Origin of the sequence: Salinibacterium sp. SWN167 (assembly GCF_015864665.1) — a bacterium.
Taxonomy (GTDB): Bacteria; Actinomycetota; Actinomycetes; order Actinomycetales; family Microbacteriaceae; genus Rhodoglobus.
On sequence record NZ_JADYWU010000001.1, the window covers coordinates 1,835,612 to 1,856,525 of the forward strand.

General features: G+C 60.1%; 19 protein-coding genes and 1 tRNA gene. 12 read left to right on the plus strand and 8 right to left on the minus strand.

What is annotated here, in order from left to right; all coding sequences use genetic code 11:
- Positions 1–50 precede the first annotated feature (50 nt).
- Positions 51–1,349, plus strand: a complete 1,299-nt coding sequence (locus tag I6E60_RS08750) for a M18 family aminopeptidase (protein WP_197124763.1) — start codon at positions 51–53, stop codon at positions 1,347–1,349.
- 67 nt (positions 1,350–1,416) lie between these two features.
- Here I6E60_RS08750 and I6E60_RS08755 read toward each other — a convergent pair whose 3' ends face one another.
- Positions 1,417–1,938, minus strand: coding sequence for an RNase H family protein (locus I6E60_RS08755; RefSeq protein WP_197179739.1), 522 nt, complete (start codon positions 1,936–1,938; stop codon positions 1,417–1,419).
- A gap of 126 nt (positions 1,939–2,064) precedes the next feature.
- Here I6E60_RS08755 and I6E60_RS08760 point away from each other — a divergent pair, with 126 nt between their 5' ends.
- Positions 2,065–2,838: an ABC transporter ATP-binding protein gene (locus I6E60_RS08760; RefSeq protein WP_197124767.1), complete on the plus strand. Its 774-nt coding sequence runs from the start codon at positions 2,065–2,067 to the stop codon at positions 2,836–2,838.
- On the plus strand, positions 2,820–4,391 hold the full coding sequence (locus I6E60_RS08765) for a transporter (RefSeq protein WP_197179741.1): 1,572 nt from the start codon (positions 2,820–2,822) through the stop codon (positions 4,389–4,391). The genes I6E60_RS08760 and I6E60_RS08765 overlap by 19 nt, the downstream gene beginning before the upstream one ends.
- 82 nt (positions 4,392–4,473) lie before the next feature.
- Here the strand turns inward: I6E60_RS08765 and I6E60_RS08770 are convergent, their stop codons facing one another.
- Together I6E60_RS08770 and I6E60_RS08775 are read right to left on the minus strand one after the other, a co-directional pair.
- On the minus strand, positions 4,474–4,758 hold the full coding sequence (locus I6E60_RS08770; protein WP_197124771.1) for a GNAT family N-acetyltransferase: 285 nt from the start codon (positions 4,756–4,758) through the stop codon (positions 4,474–4,476).
- Between the two features lie 11 nt (positions 4,759–4,769).
- The gene (locus I6E60_RS08775; RefSeq protein ID WP_197124773.1) at positions 4,770–5,255 is read right to left on the minus strand and encodes a glutathione peroxidase; all 486 of its coding nucleotides are present in this window, start codon (positions 5,253–5,255) and stop codon (positions 4,770–4,772) included.
- A gap of 122 nt (positions 5,256–5,377) precedes the next feature.
- Here I6E60_RS08775 and I6E60_RS08780 point away from each other — a divergent pair, with 122 nt between their 5' ends.
- From I6E60_RS08780 to I6E60_RS08790, 3 genes are all read left to right on the plus strand, one after another.
- On the plus strand, positions 5,378–6,316 hold the full coding sequence (locus I6E60_RS08780) for a DnaJ domain-containing protein (RefSeq protein ID WP_197179743.1): 939 nt from the start codon (positions 5,378–5,380) through the stop codon (positions 6,314–6,316).
- Positions 6,317–6,417: 101 nt separating this feature from the next.
- Complete coding sequence (locus tag I6E60_RS08785) at positions 6,418–7,686, plus strand: APC family permease (RefSeq protein WP_197179746.1); 1,269 nt, start codon at positions 6,418–6,420, stop codon at positions 7,684–7,686.
- A gap of 38 nt (positions 7,687–7,724) precedes the next feature.
- Positions 7,725–8,441, plus strand: coding sequence for an endonuclease/exonuclease/phosphatase family protein (locus tag I6E60_RS08790; RefSeq protein ID WP_197125261.1), 717 nt, complete (start codon positions 7,725–7,727; stop codon positions 8,439–8,441).
- A gap of 80 nt (positions 8,442–8,521) precedes the next feature.
- Here I6E60_RS08790 and I6E60_RS08795 read toward each other — a convergent pair whose 3' ends face one another.
- From I6E60_RS08795 to I6E60_RS08805, 3 genes are all read right to left on the minus strand, one after another.
- Positions 8,522–9,985: a SulP family inorganic anion transporter gene (locus I6E60_RS08795; protein ID WP_197124779.1), complete on the minus strand. Its 1,464-nt coding sequence runs from the start codon at positions 9,983–9,985 to the stop codon at positions 8,522–8,524.
- 294 nt (positions 9,986–10,279) lie between these two features.
- On the minus strand, positions 10,280–11,980 hold the full coding sequence (locus I6E60_RS08800; RefSeq protein ID WP_197179748.1) for an AarF/ABC1/UbiB kinase family protein: 1,701 nt from the start codon (positions 11,978–11,980) through the stop codon (positions 10,280–10,282).
- A gap of 37 nt (positions 11,981–12,017) precedes the next feature.
- Complete coding sequence (locus tag I6E60_RS08805; protein WP_197179750.1) at positions 12,018–12,584, minus strand: PadR family transcriptional regulator; 567 nt, start codon at positions 12,582–12,584, stop codon at positions 12,018–12,020.
- A 175-nt stretch (positions 12,585–12,759) separates the two neighbouring features.
- Here I6E60_RS08805 and I6E60_RS08810 point away from each other — a divergent pair, with 175 nt between their 5' ends.
- Complete coding sequence (locus I6E60_RS08810; protein ID WP_197179752.1) at positions 12,760–14,520, plus strand: pyruvate dehydrogenase; 1,761 nt, start codon at positions 12,760–12,762, stop codon at positions 14,518–14,520.
- A 145-nt stretch (positions 14,521–14,665) separates the two neighbouring features.
- Here I6E60_RS08810 and I6E60_RS08815 read toward each other — a convergent pair.
- Positions 14,666–14,749 (minus strand) — tRNA-Leu (locus tag I6E60_RS08815).
- 152 nt (positions 14,750–14,901) lie between these two features.
- On the opposite strand from I6E60_RS08815, the gene I6E60_RS08820 reads away from it, so the two are divergent.
- Both I6E60_RS08820 and I6E60_RS08825 read left to right on the plus strand, forming a co-directional pair.
- Entirely contained in the window at positions 14,902–16,233 is a 1,332-nt protein-coding gene (locus I6E60_RS08820; RefSeq protein WP_197179754.1) for a M20/M25/M40 family metallo-hydrolase, read from the plus strand.
- Positions 16,234–16,257: 24 nt separating this feature from the next.
- Positions 16,258–17,109, plus strand: coding sequence for an undecaprenyl-diphosphate phosphatase (locus I6E60_RS08825; RefSeq protein WP_197124788.1), 852 nt, complete (start codon positions 16,258–16,260; stop codon positions 17,107–17,109).
- A gap of 95 nt (positions 17,110–17,204) precedes the next feature.
- On the opposite strand, the gene I6E60_RS08830 is transcribed toward I6E60_RS08825, so the two are convergent.
- Positions 17,205–18,140, minus strand: a complete 936-nt coding sequence (locus I6E60_RS08830) for a proteasome assembly chaperone family protein (protein WP_197179757.1) — start codon at positions 18,138–18,140, stop codon at positions 17,205–17,207.
- A 64-nt stretch (positions 18,141–18,204) separates the two neighbouring features.
- Between I6E60_RS08830 and I6E60_RS08835 the strand changes: the two genes are divergently transcribed.
- The 3 genes from I6E60_RS08835 to I6E60_RS08845 are packed head-to-tail and all read left to right on the plus strand — an operon-like array spanning position 18,205 to position 20,871.
- Entirely contained in the window at positions 18,205–18,876 is a 672-nt protein-coding gene (locus I6E60_RS08835) for an HAD family phosphatase (RefSeq protein ID WP_307841801.1), read from the plus strand.
- Positions 18,873–19,859, plus strand: coding sequence for a tRNA (adenine-N1)-methyltransferase (locus tag I6E60_RS08840; RefSeq protein ID WP_197124790.1), 987 nt, complete (start codon positions 18,873–18,875; stop codon positions 19,857–19,859). The genes I6E60_RS08835 and I6E60_RS08840 overlap by 4 nt, the downstream gene beginning before the upstream one ends.
- Positions 19,860–19,869: 10 nt before the next feature.
- Positions 19,870–20,871, plus strand: a complete 1,002-nt coding sequence (locus I6E60_RS08845; protein WP_231601174.1) for an FKBP-type peptidyl-prolyl cis-trans isomerase — start codon at positions 19,870–19,872, stop codon at positions 20,869–20,871.
- Positions 20,872–20,914 lie beyond the last annotated feature (43 nt).

Genomic DNA, 20,914 nt, shown 5'->3' on the forward strand with positions numbered 1-20,914 from the left:
CTCGTGCGCTGCTGGGCGCTGCTCACGGCGAACAGTGCGAGAATGATTCCATGACTGCTGCTTTGAATCATGTCCACGATCTTGCCTCTTTTGTTTCCGCATCACCGTCGTCTTTTCACGCCGTAGCGGAGGCTGCGCGCCGCTTACGTGACGCCGGTTTCAGCGAATTGCACGAGGCTGATGACTGGAATGGGGCGCGCACTCGCAAGGCAGCGAAGTACTTCGTGATCCGCGACGGTGCGATTGCGGCATGGATTCAGCCAACGAAGGCTACCGGCACGACGCCGTTCCGCATCCTTGGGGCCCACACTGATTCGCCAAGCTTCAAGCTCAAGCCGAAGCCGACCACCGGCTCCGAAGGTGTTCTTCAAGCCGGTGTTGAGGTTTATGGTGGCCCGCTGCTCAACTCATGGCTCGACCGTGAGCTCGAGTTCGCTGGACGAGTGACCTTCCGTGATGGCAGCACCGAACTCGTGCGCACCGGCCCATTGCTGCGTTTTCCGCAGCTCGCCATCCACCTTGATCGCGGCGTCAACGACAAGCTCACTCTCAAGCGCCAAGCGCACATGAACCCGATGTTCGGCTTGGGCGAGCGCGATGATGCCGATGTTCTCGGTCATCTCGCCTCAATTCTGTCGTCGAAGGCAAAAGACCGTTCTGCGGAAGACATCGACGGGTATGACATCGTGGTCGCCGACACCGCGGCACCAGCGGTCTTCGGGCTCGACGACGCTCTCTTCGCCTCCGGTCGTCTCGACAATCTGTCGTCGGTGCACGCCGGTCTCGTCGCTCTGCTCGGGCTCGACACCAAGCTCGATCACATTCCGTTGTTTGTCGCGTTCGACCATGAAGAAATTGGTTCGGCATCCCGCTCTGGTGCTGGCGGGCCGTTCCTCGCCGACCTCATTGCCCGCATCAGCGCAGGTTTGGGCGGTACAGAAACAGACCGAATGCGCGCCGTCGCTGAATCCTGGTGCCTTTCCTCGGATGCCGGCCACGCCGCACACCCGAACTACCCTGAGCGTCACGATCCCGCTAACCGTCCGCGCCTTGGTGGGGGACCGTTGCTCAAGATCAACGCCAACCAGCGCTATGCCACCGATGCGCTTGGCGCTGCGGAGTGGGCTCGCGCGTGCCGTCAGGCTGGCGTTGAGTACCAAGAGTTCGTGTCGAACAACGACATGCCGTGTGGCTCCACCATCGGGCCCATTACGGCAACCCGCTTGGGTATCCGAACTATTGACGTTGGGCTGCCATTGCTTTCGATGCATTCCGCTCGCGAATTGTGCGGCGTCGCTGACCCGCTCGCGTTGAGCTCAGCAATCGCAGCGTTCTTCTCACCCGAGTAGTGCGCGCTGGGCGCCCCCAGCTCGACGGCACCGGCGCTAATCGCCAAGCTACTCAAGCGGCAGCCTGTTAGAACAGGGGAGCGATCTCGTCGCTTGCGCCCGGCAGGCTGGCGTCACTCGCGGTCGCTCCGGGGTAACCCGGGCCCGCGGGGCAGATCGAGCGACGCTGGAACGCCTCGGCGGCACCACGCGCTCGGACGTCCGCAGCTTCATTCAGCGGATGCCCCACGTGACCTCGAACCCATTCGAAGCGGTAGCGGCGGCCGGTGATGGCATCGTCGATCTGCTTGATGAGGTCGACGTTCATGACGGGCTTGCCGTCGCCTTTGCGCCAGCCCTTTTTCTTCCAGCCGGGCATCCATTTGGTGATGGAGTTGATGACGTATTGGCTGTCGCACAAAATCAACAGATCCTCGTCGACATGGGCCGTCGCGCGGAACAACTGCAGCACCGCCATGAGCTCGCCCTGGTTGTTGGTGGCGTGATCCCAGCCGCCAGCTGCCCAGGTGTTGTCGTCGACGTACCACGCCCATCCGGCTGGCCCTGGGTTGCCGAGCGCCGATCCGTCAGCAGCAGCAGTAATCGTCATAACAACCTTTCGAAGAACTCGCGGAGTGAGAGAACTGCCGCGTCCTATCGACTCTAGTAGCTGGTTATCACCACAGATTCTGCGGCGCACACCTCTCTGAGGACGAATCGGTTTTAGGGTAGTACCGTGCCCGAAAACCCCACTCTCGTTCCTGCGCTTGAAATAAGCGGACTTACCAAGCGTTTTGGTGAGAAACTCGCCGTCAATGCTGTCAATCTCACTGTTCCTCGTGGATCTTTTTTCGGCCTTGTCGGTCCCAACGGTGCTGGCAAGACCACGACGCTTTCGATGGCCACGGGCCTTCTCCGGCCCGATGCTGGCACGGTTTCGGTGCACGGGCTTGATGTGTGGAGCAACCTCGTCGAGGCGAAGAAACGCATCGGCGTCTTGAGCGATGGTGTTCGCCTCTTTGACCGGCTAACGGGCCTTCAACTGGTCACCTACGCGGGCCTCTTGAGTGGCATGGACCGTGCCGTGGTCGCCGAACGCGCCGCTGATCTTCTCGAGCTGTTCGACCTCGATGCCGTGAGCGGCACTCTCGTCGTCGATTACTCCGCCGGCATGACCAAGAAGATCGCTCTCGCCTGCGCACTGATCCACGCTCCGCAGTTGCTCGTACTCGATGAACCGTTTGAATCGGTTGACCCGGTTTCTGGTGCCAACATCCGAGATATCCTGCACGGCTTCGTCGAATCTGGTGGAACCGTCATCGTCTCCAGCCATGCCATGGATTTGGTCCAACGCATGTGCGACCATGTCGCCGTAATTGCCGATGGCCGGGTATTGGCATCCGGAACAACGGATGAAGTGCGGGGCTCCTCGACGCTCGAGGACCGCTTTGTGGAGCTCGTCGGCGGACGTCGTCATGGAAAGGGCCCCGAGTGGTTGCGCATCTCGTAAGGCTGCGATTCAGGCTGCTTGCCAACGCCCTCACGCGTAGTCCCTGGCAGGCGGTTGCCGTAGTGCTCGGCACGGTCTACGGCATGTTCATGCTGTTCCTCGTGGTCGTCGGCCTCCTCTTTCTCAGTTCTGCTCCCGACAGCCTTGGCCGCACTGTCAGCGTCGTTGGCGGCGCCATCCTGGTGTTGGGATGGACATTTCTTCCGCTGCTGAGTTCGGGCATCGACGAAACGGTAGACCCGGCACGGCTTGCGACTTTCCCTATCCCCATCACTACGTTGCTGCTGGCTCTCGCCGTCAGCGGTGTTCTTGGGGTCCCCGGAATCATCACCACCCTGGCCGCTCTTGCAACGAGTCTGGTGTGGTGGCAAACGCCCCTCGTCGCGATCGTCGCGCTGCTCTGTGCCGCCATCGGCGCCCTCACCTGCGTCGTAGGGTCACGGATGCTTGCCGCCCTGACGGTGCGAATCTCCTCGGGGCGTCGAGCTCGCGAAGCAAAAACAGTGCTTGTGTTGATCCCGCTCTTGCTGCTCGGCCCGGCGATTCTCGCGCTGTCCACACTTTTTCGTGAGCTTCGAACGGTGCTTCCTATCATCGCCGACGTGGTGGCATGGACGCCATTCGGGGCTATTTGGGCTGTTCCTGGCGATCTGGCTATCGGGCGGCCGGGCACAGCAGTGCTGCACGCCCTCATCGGCATCGGCACGCTCATCGCAGCGACCGCGGTGTGGCGCTGGGCGCTGGATCGCGCCCTCGAGCGCCCCGCAACCTCGACGTCCTTCAGTCACACCCAACGCGGACTCGGCTGGTTCGCCATCTTCTCCGGCACGCCAACGGGCGCGGTGGCCGCTCGCGCCCTCACCTATTGGGCGCGCGACCCGCGCTATGCCCAATCGCTCATTAGCGTGCCGCTGGTTCCCGCAATTGTCTTCTTTTATAGCGGCGCAAGCGGAGATCTCAGCGGTTTGCTCTTCGTCGGCCCTATCGTCGCGGTGCTGCTCGGGATGTCCATCTACACCGATGTCTCCTACGACAACACGGCATTCAGCCTCCACTTACAATCTGGTGTCAGCGGCCGCGCCGATCGATGGGGGAGAGTCATTGCCGTGAGCGTTTTCGCTCTGCCCACAACCATCATCCTGACGGTTGCGAGTGTGTGGGTCAGTGATAGTTGGGAACGATTGGTAGGGATGCTCGGCATCTCCCTCGGCCTCTTCATCACCGGCCTGGCACTGTCGTCACTTGTTTCCGGACGGTTCGCGTTCGCTGTGCCCGCTCCCGGAGACAATCCATTCAAGTCCCGCCCTGGCGGGGGATTCACCCTCATGCTCTCGATGTTCGCATCGTGGACCGCACTGGCGCTCCTGGCTCTTCCCGAAATGGTGCTCGCCATTATCGGCTTCGCAACGTTCAACCAGTCACTCGGCTGGATCTCTCTCGCCGTCGCAATCGTGCTGGGAGGCACACTGCTGATTATCGGGGTGCGCTGGGGCGGAAAGCTGCTCGATGACAACGGGCCAGAGATGCTCGTGCAACTTCAGCGTCAGAAGTAGCGGACCATCGCTCGGAGCGTCGGCGCCTCACGAGCGCCAGCACCTCACGAGCGCCAGCACCTCACGAGAATTGCCGGGCAGGCTAACGCGTCAGCAGCTCGGCCCGCTGGGGGTTCGCTTCGAACCAATCGGAAACGTACCAGCACATGGGCAGCACGCGCAGCGCTGAATTCACTTCGACATCATCGACCGCGAACTTCACAAGCTGGGCAGCGTAGCCCTTGCCGCGGTGGGCAGGCTGAGTATAGGTGTGGTTGAAAGAGATAGACGATCCGTTGGTGCGATAGTCCGCAACCGCGACGAGTGCGTCATCAACTTTCATGACGTAACGCGCAGCATCCTTCTCATGCAGAAACTCTGTAGCCATAACTCTCTACCCTAGGCCGGAAGTGCCGCTTCGATGGCACCAACGATGGCCGGGTCATCCGGAACCACCGTCGGGCGAAAACGAGTGACATCGTTGCCGGGCGTGACGAGAAACTTTTCGAAGTTCCACGCGACGCGGCCAGCTTTACCCGAACCATCCGCGGTCTTCTTGAGTTCGGCGTACAAGGGGTGAGCTGACTTACCGTTGAGCTTGACCTTCTCGAACATGGGGAACGTGACACCCCACGTTGTAGAGCAGTACTCCGCAATCGCTTCTTCAGAACTCAGCTCCTGCAAGAACTGGTTGCTGGGAAAGCCCAAGACAGTGAAACCACGATCGCCATATGTCTTCTGCAGTTGCTCCAACTGCGCGTACTGCGGCGACAAACCACAGCGCGATGCGACGTTAACGATGAGCACCACTTTGTCTTGATAATCCGCCAACGTTGTTTGGCTGCCGTCAATAGTGGTGAGGGGGATGTCTCTAAGTTCGGTCACTACTCAAAACTACGCCTGCAGCCTGAACGCGCGCCGACGACATTCCGAATGTTGCCAGCGAGGATCGGTAGAATGGGAGTTTCCCCACTTCCGCATTCGTGCGGTTCACCGAAAGTGAGTTCATGCCGGATAGTCCCCTGTCAGCAAGCGCGTACGAGGTGCTTGGTGTTGAGGCGTCGGCATCGGAGCCTGAGCTGAAGAAAGCATTTCGGCGGGCACTAAGGGAGACGCATCCCGACACCGGGGGTGACCCCACTCGTTTTGCTGCCGTTCAGGATGCCTGGGAGCGTGTCGGAACGCCAGAGAAGCGTCGAAGCTACGATGCCGGTTCTGCTTCGCACTCGCGCTCTGCTTCAGGGAATTCCTCATCGTTCTCGTCGCGCGGCTCAGCGCCATCCCGAGAGGACTCTCGCCCGCGCGCCCGCACCCACGGTCACCCAGGAGGCTGGCGCCGAGAACGCTTCCTCGCCGGCATGCGTGAATGGGCAGGCCGGGGCGTCTCACTTGATGACCCGTACGATCCCGCACTCGTGCGGAGCGCTCCGCGAGAGATTCGCCGAACTCTTGCCGATGCCCTTGCCGAAGAAGCCACCGCGCGAACGGTGAGTGCTCTCGGAATTGGCTTCACCATTTGGCACGATGTCTCGACCGGCCCACCCGAGCGCAAGATTGATCACGTTGTGCTTGGCCCGACCGGTCTCTACGCGATCCTCTCCGAAGACTTCGGTGGGCCGGTGAAAGTGCGGCGCGGTGAACTCATCGGGCCAGCCGTTCAGCCAGAGAAACCCATGCACGAACTTGCCTCGCGCGCGAAAACCCTCAGTCGGCAGCTGAAAGTGAATTTCACGTGCTTCGTGATCGTGGTGCCCGATGACGCACTCGCTCAGCCCCAAGAGTCACTCGGCACCGTCAAGGGGCAACCCGCTGTTGTCGTGCGTCAGAGTGTGCTCGCCCATCTGCTTCGCACGGGCCCCGAGTCCACCCGCGGGCGCCAAATTGGCGGCAACGAACTCTTTGACGTTCGTACTCGACTGTCGAACGGCATCCGCTTCGTCGAATAGCGAACTACTAGGTCAGTGTTTCACTGGCCGACACCGAGCGTTCACCCACCGCAGCAGTTGCACGCCGCTGACAGCATTCACCACGGGAGTAGGGTGAAGTTGTGAACACAAACGCCACGCTTGCTCGGCGATTGACCACAGCCGATGCGACGGTCATCGGTCTGGGCTCGATGATCGGCGCCGGTGTATTTGCTGCGTTTGTTCCCGCAGCTCAGGCAGCCGGTGCCGGGCTTCTGATCGGTCTGGGTATCGCAGCAATAGTCGCTTGGTTCAATGCGGCAGCAAGCGCGCAGCTGGCTGCCGTGTATCCCGTGGCTGGCGGCACCTACGTGTACGGGCGTGAGCGCCTTGGACCGTGGTGGGGTTACCTGGCGGGCTGGTCATTTCTTGTGGGAAAGACGGCCAGCTGTGCCGCTATGGCTCTCGTTTTCGCCGCCTACGTTGCCCCGGCTGGCTGGGAGAAGCCCGTCGCGGTTCTCGGCGTCGTCGCCCTCACTGCGGTGAACCTACTCGGTGTCACCCGCACCGCAGCGGCGACCAAGCTAATCGTGACCTTCGTGCTCGTGGTACTTGTGGGAGTACTGATCGCTGTCGCCGCCTCACCCGTGGTGCAGCCGGTGCAAATCTCGTTTGCTCACAGTATGGATGCGTACGGCATACTTCAGTCAGCCGGTATCCTCTTCTTTGCCTTCGCTGGCTACGCCCGAATTGCCACGCTCGGCGAAGAAGTCTCCAATCCGAGTCGCGCTATTCCGCAGGCCATCATGATCGCCTTGGCAATCACAGCAGGGCTTTACCTGATGTTGGCGATCACGATGCTGTCAGTGCTCGGTCCCAATTCTTTGGCGGCTTCTCAAGCGCCAATCGCAGATCTTCTTATCGCCTCCGGATGGGGGCGGGCCACCGGCCTCATCTCGCTCACCGCGGGTGTGGCCGCGTTAGGAGCCCTGCTCGCGTTGATGGCTGGGATCGGCCGCACTACCCTCGCGATGGCGCGCAACTCTGATCTTCCGCGGTGGCTCAACGCCGTGCATCCACGCTTCAGGGTGCCTCACCGGGCGGAGTTAGCTCTCTTGGGTGTGGTGATCGCTGTTGTGCTCGTCGCGGATCTTCGCGGCGCGATCGCCTTTTCGTCCTTCGGCGTTCTGCTCTACTACTTTGTGGCCAACCTCGCCGCATTTTCACAGCCTGGGATACAGCGTCGTATTCCGCGGGCTATCAATGTTCTTGGGGCACTCGCGTGCCTCGTTTTGGTCGTCACGGTTCCCGTTGCTGGTCTCGTGGTTGGAGTAATAGTCCTTATTATGGGGATTCCTGTACGTTTGCTCTCCAATCGCCAATCTCGCAGACTTTCTGACCATGACGCATAGGCTGGTTCTCTCTTAAGAAAGAGGTAAATAGGTTCGTGATTCGCGTAATTAGCTACAACCTTCGCAAGCACAAGGCCGCCATCGAACTTGATGCGCTCGCTCAAACCCCTGATCTCGATGTGCTGTGCCTTCAAGAGGTCATCTCTTCTCAGCTGCCCACCGAAATTGGGGGACTGCATTTAGCAGACTCCACCAAGAACAATCGGCTCGGCCTTGCTGTCTACTACCGCCGTGATCGCTACGAGCACCGCGCTAGCCAATCGTTCGAGCTCAAGAAATCGATGCACGACCGCATCTTTACTCCTACTACTGAGCGCCTAGTAGGCACTCACCTTGTCGATCGCAAGACGAACGAAGACATGATCGTGGCTTCGTTTCACGCGGCTCCGTTGACCGCGCTCAACTCACTTCGCCGCAACCAGATCAAGGCTGCGCACGAAATGCTTCACACCCTCGGGTCAGGCTCGCCCATCCTCATGGTCGGCGACTACAACTACCCGATGTTCAAAGACGGTCTCACACAGCGCGTCAAGCAGACAGGGTACGACCTGTCGTTGAGCGACCGCACCACGTACACGAACTATAAGTTTTTCCGCGGACACTTCGACTTCGTCACGTCGCAGGGGTTCACGATCGAGGGCGTTGAGACCCTGCGACGGGGAGTTTCCGATCACTTGCCCATCTTGGTCACCGCGTCATACGGCACCGAGAGTAAGCACCGGTCAACGATGTCGGCTGAGCCGCTCGCGAGCTAACCCGCTACACAAGCGGAGATACGATGAGGGCCCGTTACGCCATGGCGTAACGGGCCCTCATCGCACTCAGCGCGTTTTCGCTAGCCTTCTTCGCCGAAGTTCCCGGCGAGACGCTCGTGCATGTACTGGCTGGCCTCGTTCATACCGACAAGAACGACCCGCTTGTCCAGACGCTCGTACTTCGTCGTAATGGCATCCAGGGCCGCTACCGTCGAAGCATCCCAAATGTGGGAGTTTGACATGTCGATGATGATGCGGTCGGGGTCATCCGTGTACTCAAACTGCGTGGTCAGGTCGTTGCTCGACGCGAAGAAAAGCTCCCCGTTGACACGGTAGTAAGCGGTGGGCACTGCCTCATCTTCGGGCAGTGTGCGCTCCACCGTTGCGAAGTGCGCGACTCGACGCGCGAAGGCGACCATCGCGACGATCACGCCGACGAGCACACCGATCGCGAGGTTCTCGGTTCCGACAACAACTGCAACGGTGGCCACCATGACGGTGGTCTCGCTCTTGGGCATGCGCTTGAGCGTCGACCAGCGGATGCTGTGCCAGTTGAAGGTCGAGATCGCGACGATGATCATGACGGCCACGAGCGCGGCCATCGGGATGATCGCGACAACGTCGCCCAAAACCACGACGAGGATGAGCAGGAAGATTCCCGCGAGGAAGGTCGAGATTCGAGTGCGAGCGCCCGAGGCCTTCACGTTGATCATGGTCTGGCCGATCATTGCGCAGCCACCCATTCCGCCAAACAGTCCAGAGAGCACATTGGCAACGCCCTGACCCCAGGCTTCGCGTGTCTTGCGTGAGTGGGTGTCAGTGATGTCGTCGACGAGTTTCGCAGTGAGCAGCGACTCAAGGAGTCCGACGAGAGCCATGGCGATCGCGAACGGGCCAATAATCTGGAGAGTCTCCAGAGTCAGGGGAACGTTCGGGATGAAGAGCTCAGGAAGGCTGCGGGGGAGTTCGCCCTGATCGCCAACCGTGGGCACTGAAATCGCCATCGTGACGGTGATGACGGTCAGCAGCACGATAGCTACGAGAGGAGCGGGGATCACCTTAGTGAACCGCGGCATCAGCACCATGATGATTAGCCCGGCGCCTACCAGCGGGTAGACCATCCACGGCACGTGGAAGAGGTGCTCAAGTTGCGCCATGAAAATCAAGATCGCCAGCGAGTTCACGAAGCCGAGCATGACGCTGCGCGGAATAAAGCGCATGAGCTTGGCCACACCAATCACGCCGAGGAACACTTGCAGTAGCCCGCCAAGGATTACGGTCGCAATGAGGTAGTCCATGCCGTATTCACGGGCAACGGGGGCGATGACGAGTGCAATCGCTCCGGTAGCCGCCGTGATCATCGCGGGGCGCCCGCCGAGGAAGGCGATTGAGACTGCCATCACGAACGATGAGAAGAGCCCGACTCGCGGATCGACTCCGGCAATGATCGAGAACGAGATTGCCTCGGGGATCAATGCGAGAGCCACGACCAAGCCGGCCAAAACCTCTCTGGTGAGGATGCGCGGCGTGCGCAACGCCGTCATTACTGACGGTTCGGCGCGATACCGGTTTGATTTGGGGGCTTGGGCAATGGCGATGAGATTCTCCTGCGGACTGTGCCACGCGGCCGCGTGGCGGTGAAAAGAGTGAGGAGCCTGAGTGCATGTGTGCACGGCTCATAGCCTGCGACAGTGCTGGCAATAGACCAAAGATGATCTGGTCACACGAGAACGGACGACAGTAGGTGTGTCTGAGTCCTCGTCCACGATAGCCGATCATGCAGATTCATGGGCGACTCTCAGACTGCGTGGCGCCGTCGTGGCTCCGTCGTGGCTCCGTTAGAACAGTCGGTTGCGGTTCACCACGCCCGCAAACAACACGTGCACCAAGGGGAGTGCCGATCCGATGATAAGCACGAGGCCGATGGTCGGATCCGTGTCCCGCACCAGAATTCCCCCGACAAGCAGGGCCGTAAAGAGCACCGCGGAGATCAGGCGGCGCACCAGAAGTTCAATCATACGAAGGCGCTTATCTGCACCTGGCGTTTCGACAGCGAGCTGACCGCGTTGCATGAGAGTTGCAACGCTCTCGAGTTGCTGCGGAAGCCGCAGAATCAAGCCGGCGGATGACAGAGCTTGTTTTGCGAGCTCTTTCACGGTTCCGCCGCCTTCGTCGCGGGCTAGTCTCGCGGCAAAGGGCTCGATGGCAGTCCAGACGTTGTAGCTGGAATTCAAGTCGCTGGCGACTCCGGAGGTGACCGAGATGGCGCGGATAATCAGCAAAAAGTTTTCGGGCAGTTGAAACGGCATCGTGCGGACGACTTCACTGAACTCATTGCCAAAGGCGCGGAACTCCTGGGGGTCTACCTGTTGGAGTTCGCTGAAGCCCATACCGCCGAAGCGATCGAACAGTTCCCCCAAGGCGCGCTCGAGCGGCGCGCTTTCAGCGCTACGGAGCAGGATGCCCATATCCCGCACGCTCGCGACAAGGCCCGGAGCATCCCTCGCCGCTGCGGCAATGATGAGGCGCTGAAGACCACGGCTGAGATTTTCAGGAACGTCGCCCATCATCCCGAAGTCAATAAAGGTCAGTGTCCACTCGGGCGTGGATTGGTCGGCGCGGTCAGGATCCGCCGGCGTCACGAAGATGTTTCCCGGATGCGGGTCGGCGTGGAAGAACCGGTGCATGAAGAGCTGCTCAAACATCGCGCGCGACAACTCGTCGGCGACTTCGGCGGGGTCGATTCCGGCCGCGACCAGCTTCGCGTGGTCGTTGATCTTGATAGCGGTCGCGTCGGCAAGAGTCAGAATGCGGCGCGTCGAGCGCTCCCAGACGACCTCGGGAGCGTCTATGCGGGGGTCATCAGCGAAGTTTTCAGCGAAGCGTTCCGCGTTGCTTCCCTCGTTGAGGTAGTCGATCTCGCGCAGGCTAATGATTGCGAATTCTTCGAGAAGTGCCGGCAAGTCGACGCGTCGTGAGATGAAGCGAACCCGGTTAAGCCAACTCGCGACACGACGCAGAGCTGCGAGGTCGACGGTGATGATGTCGGCGATGCCTGGCCGCTGAACCTTCACAACAACAGCGGAGAATCCAACATCCACCGCATCATTGGCTGTCAGTCGTGCGCGGTGTACTTGACCGAAGGATGCCGCGGCAACGGGATTTGGGTCGAAGTACTCATACGCACGCTCAAGGGGCATGCCGAGTTCTCTCTCGACGCTTTCGCGAATGAGGGTGAAGTCGACTGCGGGCACCTCATCCTGCAGTCCTTCAAGTTCTCGAGTGATTTCGCTCGGCAGCACGTCAAGGCGGGACGACATGAATTGCCCAACCTTGATCATGAGCCCGCCAAGATCAACGGCAAGACCGTGAAAACTGCGAGCGATGCGCGCTGCTCGCACGAGCCGACGTCGAGCAGCAACACGTTCGAGCCCGAAGCGGGGCAGAACAAGTTCGAACCACCATTCGAGGACCATGTACCGGGCAGCAAAACGCAGGATCCGACGGTAGCGGGCGCGCAGCTGTCGAGTGTCGGTCATCAAATCTCCCTAGTGCCGACGTGGCCGGCTTGTCCGCTCAGTCTTGGGCGAGGATGACGTAAAGCTTACGACGCGCATCATCGATGACGCTGATGGCTTCCTCTACCTGTTCTGGGTTTCCGGTACGCATCAGCGGCACGACTGCTTCCGCCAGTTTTGCGGCAGCGTGGGGGAGCGCGGTCGGGCGTGACGAGTCTTTTGCTTCGGAATTCTCCCACGGTGCAGGGCGACCAGCTTTGGCTTCGTCGTGACCCTTTTCAGTGAGCGTGTAAGTTTTCTTGCCGTCGGCTTCGTGAGCTTCGATGAGCCCTTCGTCGGCGAGCAACTGAAGGGTGGGGTAAACGGAACCGGGGCTGGGCTTCCACGCGCCGTTACTGCGCTTGTCGATTTCTCGAATGATTTGGTAGCCGTGCATCGATTCCTCAGCGAGAAGGGAAAGGATGGCGACGCGAACGTCTCCGCGGCCCATACGGGGAACTACGCGACGTTCGAATTCTGAGCGCACGTTGTCGAGCGCATCCCAGAGACCTTTTCCTGCGTGGTCGAACGCGTCTGCGAACGGGCGTCGAGAATCTCGGCCACTTGTTCCGAATGAGTTATTCATGCTGATCCTCCAGTCGGTGGATGCGGGGCACGAGCGGCCTCGCCGATACTCAACGATACATCGTTAGAATCTTGTCGTCAGGAATTTCAGCTAACCCGCAGCAACCAGATCACCGCGCAACGACGAAGGAACCAGTTCGCTGTATTCGTGCAGACTGGGGGAGTTAACTGGGGTCATGGCAGCTACCGTCTCAGATCAACTCATCGGCCAACTACAACACGCAGGCGTCAGGCGCATTTACGGGATTGCGGGTGACAGCCTCAACCCCATCGTTGACGCCGTGAGACGCACCGGAGGATCCGCCAAAGGCGGCATCGACTGGATTCATGTGCGCAACGAAGAGGCCGCCGCGTTCGCCGCCAGCGCCGAAGCACAATTGACTGGTGAACTTGCAGTCTGCGCTGGCAGCTGTGGACCAGGCAACCTTCACCTCATTAATGGGCTTTTTGATGCGCACCGCAGCGGCGCCCCGGTGCTCGCCATCGCAAGCCAGATTCCCTCGACTGAAATCGGCAGCGAATACTTCCAAGAAACCCATCCCGATCGTCTCTTCGTTGAGTGCTCGAATTACCGCGAACTGATTTCCACCGCCGCACAAGCGCCCAGAGTCGTGAACTCCGCGCTTCGGCACTCGATCAGCCTGGGCGGAGTTTCCGTCATCACGCTTCCCGGAGACATTGCCGGGCTCGACGCTGTGGGCAACGCACCACAGTTGGCTCGCCCTGGGATTCCGGTCTTGGCCCCGGCAGCTACCGATGTGGCAGCCCTCGCTGAGGCCATCAACTCATCCGAACGGGTCGCGATCTTCGCCGGAGCAGGAGTGGAAGGTGCCCACGATGAGGTCGTTGCGTTCGCCGATCTGCTTGCCGCTCCGATCGGCCACACACTCCGCGGCAAAGAGTGGATTCAGTACGACAACCCGTTCGACGTCGGGATGACGGGGATGTTGGGCTACGGCGCCGCACACGATGGCATCCACGATGCCGATCTCCTCATCTTGCTCGGCACCGACTTCCCCTACGAACAATTCTTGCCAGACGGCTCACACGAAAGAATCGCCCAAATCGACACGAAGGCAGAGCGCTTAGGACGACGCACCAACGTTGAGATCCCTGTTCACGGCGACGTGGCAGCCACTATCGCCGCAGTGACACCGCTGATCACGAACCGCACCAACAGGAGCTTTCTGGAGAAGACTCTCAAACGTCATCACCGCCTGCTGAATAGCGTGGTTGACGCCTATGCCAAGAATGTCGACAAGAAAATCCCGATTCATCCTGAATTCGCCGCATCACTGCTTGACGATCTCGCTAGTGACAACGCGATCTTCACAGCTGACACGGGTATGTGCAACGTGTGGCAGGCCCGCTATATCAACCCCAATGGCCAGCGCCGCCTCATTGGCTCGTTTCTTCATGGCTCAATGGCTAACGCACTCCCACAGGCCATAGGCGCCCAAACGAGTCATCCTGACCGGCAGGTGATCGCCATGTGCGGCGACGGTGGACTGTCGATGTTGATGGGCGAATTGATCACCGTCGCCGCGAACAAGCTCCCCGTAAAAATCGTCGTCTTCAATAACTCAACCCTGGGCATGGTCAAGGTTGAGATGCTTGTTGACGGATTTCCCGACTTCGGGGTGGACGTTCCATCCGTTGACTTCGCGGCCGTAGCGAACGCGCTCGGAATCTTTGGGCAACGGGTAGACAAGCCCACCGACATCCACTCGGCGCTTGAAGCGGCGCTCGCCCACGATGGGCCAGCGCTTGTCGATCTCGTCACCGATCCGCTTGCGCTGTCACTACCGCCAACCATTACCGGAGAAATGGCCCGCGGTTTCGCACTCGCAATGTCAAAAGTGGTCATGAACGGGGGAGCAGGCGAAGCTGTAAAGCTTGCGAAAAGCAACATTCGGTTACTCCCGGGCGCCCTGTAGCGCGCAACCCAGAAGACGCCTGCGGGAGTTCACAAGGATTCCTGCAGGCGAGCGTTTTGGCCGCACTATCGGCCGAGGGTAAAAAAATAGCTCGGATCCATAAACATGGATCCGAGCTATTTCGATGTCTTACGACACCTCGCTGTGCGCGAAGGGGGACTTGAACCCCCACGCCCTTTCGGGCACTAGCACCTCAAGCTAGCGCGTCTACCAATTCCGCCATCCGCGCGCATCTGCGGCGCTACAAGAGCACCGCCGAGATAAGAGAATAGCATCCTTTTTGAGCACCACATGACGCATCAAACAACGGCCTTCCTGAGTCCGGTTTCGGGTATGCCGTGGCGTGCAGATATTTACTGGGGAGACGGCTAGCGTGGAGTTATGACTTCTGAGCCAGAACTCGAGCGCACAGCCCGCATTGCGCAAGATCTCATCCGTTTCGACACTTCCAACTATGGGGAGGGTCGATCGAACGGCGAGACTGATGCCGCCGAATATTTGGGTGCGTTGCTTGAAGAGATGGGCCTCACCACTCAATACTTCGATGCTGCCACCGGCCGCACGACGGTCATTGCCAAGGTGGAAGGTAGCTACGACACCGCGTCTTCTGCGCCGCACGCGAAAGAGCGCCCTGCACTGATTTTGCACGGCCACACGGATGTCGTACCTGCTGATCCCAAGAACTGGTCGGTAGATCCGTTCGGAGGAATCATTCGCGACGGCCTCCTGTGGGGCCGCGGCGCCGTGGACATGAAGAACATGGATGCCATGATCATCACCGCGCTCGGCGACATTCTGGGAGCCGGCAAGCGTCCCGCTCGCGACCTCACGATCGCCTTCTTCGCTGACGAAGAAAATGGCGGCGAATACGGTTCGCACTTCATGGTCAAGAAGCACCCCGAGATTTTTGCGGGAGCAACCGAAGCCATCAGCGAGGTTGGTGGCTACTCTGTGGATCTCCAGGGCCAACGCGCTTACCTTTTGCAGACGGGCGAAAAGGCTCTGATGTGGATCAAGCTCACCGCGCGCGGCATGGCCGCTCACGGCTCGCGTGTTATCAGCGACAACGCCGTCACCAAGCTCGCAGAAGCTATCGCGATCCTTGGCCGCCAAGAGTGGCCGGTGCATCTCACTGACACCACGAAGCTGCTCATCTCTGAGCTCTCTCGCATTCTCGACATCGATCCAGAAGAGGTCGGTCCCGATCAGTTGATTCTGGCTACCGGTACCGCATCCGGGTTTCTGCAGGCAACGTTGCGCACCACAAGCAACCCGACGCTGCTGAAGGCCGGCTACAAGCACAACGTTATTCCGGACGTCGCAGAAGCGCTCGTCGACATCCGCACTCTTCCCGGCGAAGAGGATGCGGTGCTCGCGCAAGTGCGTGCGCTCTTGCCCGATGAGATCGAGATCGAGATGATGCACCGCGACATCGGCCTCGAAACAAGTTTCGATGGTCCTCTGGTCGATGCGATGGTCGAAAGCCTCGGAGTCTTCGACCCCGGCGCGCCTGTTCTGCCGTACCTGATGTCGGGCGGCACCGACAACAAAGCGCTCAAGCTTCTCGACATCACCGGCTACGGTTTCGCCCCGCTGCAACTGCCGCCCGAGATCGACTTCCCGGGGATGTTCCATGGTGTTGACGAACGTGTGCCATTGGACGCATTAGTCTTTGGCAGGCAGGTCTTGGGAGACCTGCTTCTCAAGTACTAGTTCTTACCTAAACGGGAGCGTTCCATGGGGTTCATCGAGGCCATAATTCTCGGGCTTGTTCAGGGCCTCACGGAATTTCTTCCGATCTCTTCGAGTGCCCATTTGCGCATTATGGGTGAGTTTTTGCCCTCTGCGAGTGACCCCGGCGCCACATTCACGGCAATCACCCAGTTGGGCACTGAGCTCGCCGTCATTCTCTTTTTCCGCAAAGATATCGCTCGCATTCTGAGCCGCTGGTTTCAGCAATTCCGTAAGCCTCATGGCTCCCACGGCGAAAAGATCGATCGGAATCATCCGGATGTACGGCTCGGGTGGCTCGTCATCATCGGCACGATCCCCATCGTGCTCGTGGGCTATTTCGCGCAGGAGTACATCCGTTCGACGTTCCGTTCGCTCTGGTTAGTTGCAACCGTGCTGATCGTGTTCGGCATCATCTTGGGAATCGCTGACTACCTCGGCAAACGCACGCGCGCTCTCGAAGACATGAGCTACGGCCACGGCATCACGATCGGTCTCGCCCAAATGCTCGCTTTGGTACCCGGCGTCTCACGGTCGGGGTCGACAATGACAGCCGGCCTTGCGCTCGGGTACACGCGCCCTGCTGCGGCACGCTTCGGCTTTCTGCTGGCAATCCCTGCCGTCTTTGGCAGCGGACTCTATGAGCTCGTGCACAGCTTCGGCGAGCCCAACCAAGTGTTCACCTACGCCGAAACGGCCGTCGCCACGGTGATTGCATTTTTCGTGGGCTATGTCGTGATCGCAGCCCTCATGCGCTACATCGAAAAGCGTTCGTTCCTGCCGTTTGTCGTCTACCGCGTGGTCTTGGGCGTGACGCTGTACGTGCTGCTGTCGCTCAACGTGATTCAGCCGGTTTAGTCGTTTCTCGCGTTTTAGCCGTGTCAGGCGTTCACAGCGGCTGAAGCGTTCGCGCTGGCTAAAGCGACATCGCGATCACACCAGCGGTGCTGTGCTTAGTCCTTGCCACGCCACGGCTCGTCGCCGGCGGCACCCGGATCGGGCTTGTCGTCGCCGCTCCGCAAGTACTTCTCGAACTCTTGAGCAATTGCTTCACCGCTGGCCGAAGGAGAGTCGACCGTGTCGCGGGCTCGTTCGAGCTGCTCGATATACGACGACATGTCGTCGTCTTCGCCGGCGAGAGCGTCAATACCGGTTTCCCAGTCGGTTGCCTCAGTAACGAGATCGCCGCGGGGGATCACGACATCCACAATCTCTTCGAGCTTGTCGATCAGAGCGAGGGTCGCTTTCGGTGACGGGGCGTTGTGCACATAGTGTGGAACGGATGCCCAGATCGACATTGTCGTAATGCCGCTAGCTTCTGCTGCCTGACCGAGTACCGACAGGATGCCCACCGGGCCTTCGTAGCTGCTGCGCTCGATGTCCAATGCTGTGCGAACGGCGGAATTTTCGCTCGACGTGAAGACTGAAATGGGGCGAGTGTGGGGCACGTCGGCCAACATCGCTCCGAGGAACACGATCGAGGAGATGCCGTTGTCGACCACGGTCTCGAGAATGTCGCGGGTGAATGCTTTCCAGGAGCGCGAGGGCTCTGTGCCGAGCAGGAGGTAGATGTTCGACTGGTTGTTGGCACTCAACTGCAACTCGGCATCGGCGGCGATGCTTTCGGGGCGTTCGGCGTTGGGGCGCGACGGGCCGTATATCGTGACCGATGGCCACGTCATGACGCGGTTGCCGTCGTCGTCGTGTGAGAGAACTGGACGGTTGAACTGGTAGTCGAAGTATTCTTCGGGATCGACTTCTGAGATGGGATACACGTCGAGCTGCTCTTTGAGCGATCGCACTGCGCCGCTCGCTGCTTCACCGGCGTCGTTCCACCCCTCGAAGGCGACGACGAGGAGTCGTCCGTTCGCAAATGGGGTGTTAGTCACTGGTCTCCTTGTGGTGCGTGGCAGGAATGTTCTTCACCCAAGGATAGAACTACGATGGTGCGTTGTGACTCACTCCACTCCGGCGGCCGTCTTGTGGGACATGGACGGCACCCTCATCAACTCCGAACCGTACTGGATTTCTGCGGAAACCACGCTTATCGAATCGTTTGGCGGTGCTTGGACGCATGACGACGCGATGGAGTGCGTGGGCAAGGGATTGCTAGAGTCCGCCCGCGTGATGCAAACGAAGGGCGTCACCCTTGACGCGGTCACGATCGTGGACCGCCTGACAGACAGCGTGATGGCCCAGCTCAAGGAGTTTGGGATTCCCTGGCGCCCGGGTGCCCGGGAGCTTCTCCAAGAGCTCCGCAGCGCCGGTGTTCCCACCGCCGTCGTGACAATGTCGATCGGGCGGATGGCGCATCATGTCGTCGACAATCTCGGCTTCCATGGTTTTGACGCCGTCATTTCTGGTGACGATGTCGAGAACGCTAAGCCCCATCCTGAGGCCTACCTCGCGGGCGCGGCGGCACTCGGTGTCGAAATCACCGATTGCGTTGCTATCGAAGATTCCCCTCCCGGTGCCACCTCGGCGTTCGCCTCGGGTGCCACTGTCATCGGTGTTCCCTTCATGGTGGACATTCCCGAAGACAAGACCCACGCCCTGTGGCCGACACTCGACGGCCGCACCCTTAACCATCTCTCCGAACTGCACGCAAAGGTGACCACGCGATGAGCGACGTATTCCGACGACAGAGCGGCCCCTTCCGTGAAGGGGATCGTGTTCAACTCACCGGGCCGAAAGGGCGCCTCAACACGGTGACTCTTGAAGCGGGGGGAGCGTTCCACACTCACCGTGGCGTCCTCAGCCACGACGTCATCATCGGTCAGCCGGATGCCAGCGTTGTTACGAGCACCAACGAGATCGAATATTTGGCGATGCGCCCTCTGCTCACCGATTTCGTCATGTCGATGCCCCGGGGCGCCGCAATCATTTACCCGAAGGATGCCGCCCAGATCATCGGTCAAGCCGATATCTTCCCTGGCGCTCACGTTGTGGAAGCCGGTGTCGGCTCCGGTGCGCTCTCCTTGTGGCTGCTGCGCGCTATCGGCGCGAGTGGGCAGTTGAACTCCTTCGAGCGTCGTGAAGAGTTTTCCGAGATCGCTCAATCCAACGTTGAGACGTTCTTGGGCGCAAAACCCACGAACTGGACTGTCACGGTTGGTGACCTGCAGGAGCAGTTGCCCGCAACAGTTGAACCAGGTGCGGTAGACCGCATTGTGCTGGACATGCTCGCTCCCTGGGAGTGCATCGAAGAGTGTGCCGACGCCCTCACTCCCGGCGGAGTGCTGCTCTGCTACATCGCCACGGTCACCCAGCTGTCGCGTGTCGCCGAGGCGATCCGCGCTACTGGCCTCTTCACAGAACCCGATTCCAGCGAGACTATGGTGCGCGGCTGGCACGTTGAAGGGCTCGCCGTTCGTCCTGATCACCGCATGGTCGCCCACACTGGCTTCCTCATGACGGCCCGCCGCCTTGCACCAGGATCCGTGCTGCCCGAGCTCAAGCGCCGTGCCTCGAAAACTGACTTCAAGGACGAGGATGTCGAAGTATGGACTCCGGGAGCGCTCGGCGAACGTAGCGCCAGCGCTAAACGCCTGCGCAAAACGGCACGCGAAGCGAAGGCCGCGGCTGAGGCCGGGGCTTCTGACCGGTAGAGTGTTGGCGATGTCTGTGACGATGAAAAGAGTGTTTGTGCGCAAGCTTGCAGTGGTGGCCCTTAGTGCCGGAGTTGTTGTCTCGTTGGCCGGTTGTGCCAATGGTCCGTTGAGCTTGGCGGACTGCACTCCGGTTTATTCTTCTGGCTCCAATTCCGCGCTCGTGAGCGCTTCTGGCGCTCTCAGCACCGACCCCGAGGCCGAGTTCCCCACTCCGCTTATTTCAACGGATGTCGAGAACGAGCTCGCTATTGAGGGCGACGGCGATCAGGTGGGTGCTGGCGACATCACGACCCTCCAAATCACGATTTACAGCGGCGAGACCGGTGAACAGCTCATCTCCACAGGCCACGACACTGCGGGGTTGCGCGTCGCGGTCACCGAGGGTGCACCGCACTTCGGCGACATTGCACAGTGTGCAACCGTCGGTTCCCGCATCATCACTACCGGCACGGCAGGCGACATTCTGGGCGCAGAGAACATTGCTCAGAATCAGCTTCCGCTGGCCGATGAGGACACCATCGTGATGGTGAGCGACGTCGAAAACCGTTACCTCGGCAAGGCTGATGGAGCGGACAAGCTCGCTCCTGCCGGATTCCCGTCCGTGGTGCTGGCTCCGAATGGCCAGCCTGGTTTCACCTTCCCGTCCGGCGATGCACCGAGTGAGCTCATGTTCACTGCGCTGAAGGTAGGCTCCGGCGAGACTCTCGAAGAGGGTGATGCAGCCGTTATGCACGTGAGCGGAATCGAGTGGGGTGCCGAGAGCACATTCACCAATAGCTGGGCAGAATCTGGCGTTCCCGGAACCTTCCTCATGGAGAGCACCGAGACCTCCGATTCGGGCCTCCCTCCCGGGCTCACCGAAGCTCTCATCGGGCAGACTGTTGGCTCGCAGGTGCTCATCGTGTTGCCCGCGGATGTCGGCTTCGCCGCTGATGCACTGCCGACTGACGTCACGAGCGGTGCCACCCTCGTCTTCGTGTTCGACATCCTCGGAATTCAAGAGCAGTAACCGCAACCCACGACACGGCCGGGTGTCAGAGACATAGGATTTG

Coding starts and splice junctions, on each gene's coding strand:
- I6E60_RS08750 (WP_197124763.1), top strand. CDS start 51: ATGACTGCTGCTTTGAATCATGTCCACGATCTTGCCTCTTTTGTTTCC.
- I6E60_RS08755 (WP_197179739.1), bottom strand. CDS start 1,938: ATGACGATTACTGCTGCTGCTGACGGATCGGCGCTCGGCAACCCAGGG.
- I6E60_RS08770 (WP_197124771.1), bottom strand. CDS start 4,758: ATGGCTACAGAGTTTCTGCATGAGAAGGATGCTGCGCGTTACGTCATG.
- I6E60_RS08780 (WP_197179743.1), top strand. CDS start 5,378: ATGCCGGATAGTCCCCTGTCAGCAAGCGCGTACGAGGTGCTTGGTGTT.
- I6E60_RS08795 (WP_197124779.1), bottom strand. CDS start 9,985: ATGACGGCGTTGCGCACGCCGCGCATCCTCACCAGAGAGGTTTTGGCC.
- I6E60_RS08800 (WP_197179748.1), bottom strand. CDS start 11,980: ATGACCGACACTCGACAGCTGCGCGCCCGCTACCGTCGGATCCTGCGT.
- I6E60_RS08805 (WP_197179750.1), bottom strand. CDS start 12,584: ATGAATAACTCATTCGGAACAAGTGGCCGAGATTCTCGACGCCCGTTC.
- I6E60_RS08810 (WP_197179752.1), top strand. CDS start 12,760: ATGGCAGCTACCGTCTCAGATCAACTCATCGGCCAACTACAACACGCA.
- I6E60_RS08820 (WP_197179754.1), top strand. CDS start 14,902: ATGACTTCTGAGCCAGAACTCGAGCGCACAGCCCGCATTGCGCAAGAT.
- I6E60_RS08825 (WP_197124788.1), top strand. CDS start 16,258: ATGGGGTTCATCGAGGCCATAATTCTCGGGCTTGTTCAGGGCCTCACG.
- I6E60_RS08840 (WP_197124790.1), top strand. CDS start 18,873: ATGAGCGACGTATTCCGACGACAGAGCGGCCCCTTCCGTGAAGGGGAT.
- I6E60_RS08845 (WP_231601174.1), top strand. CDS start 19,870: ATGTCTGTGACGATGAAAAGAGTGTTTGTGCGCAAGCTTGCAGTGGTG.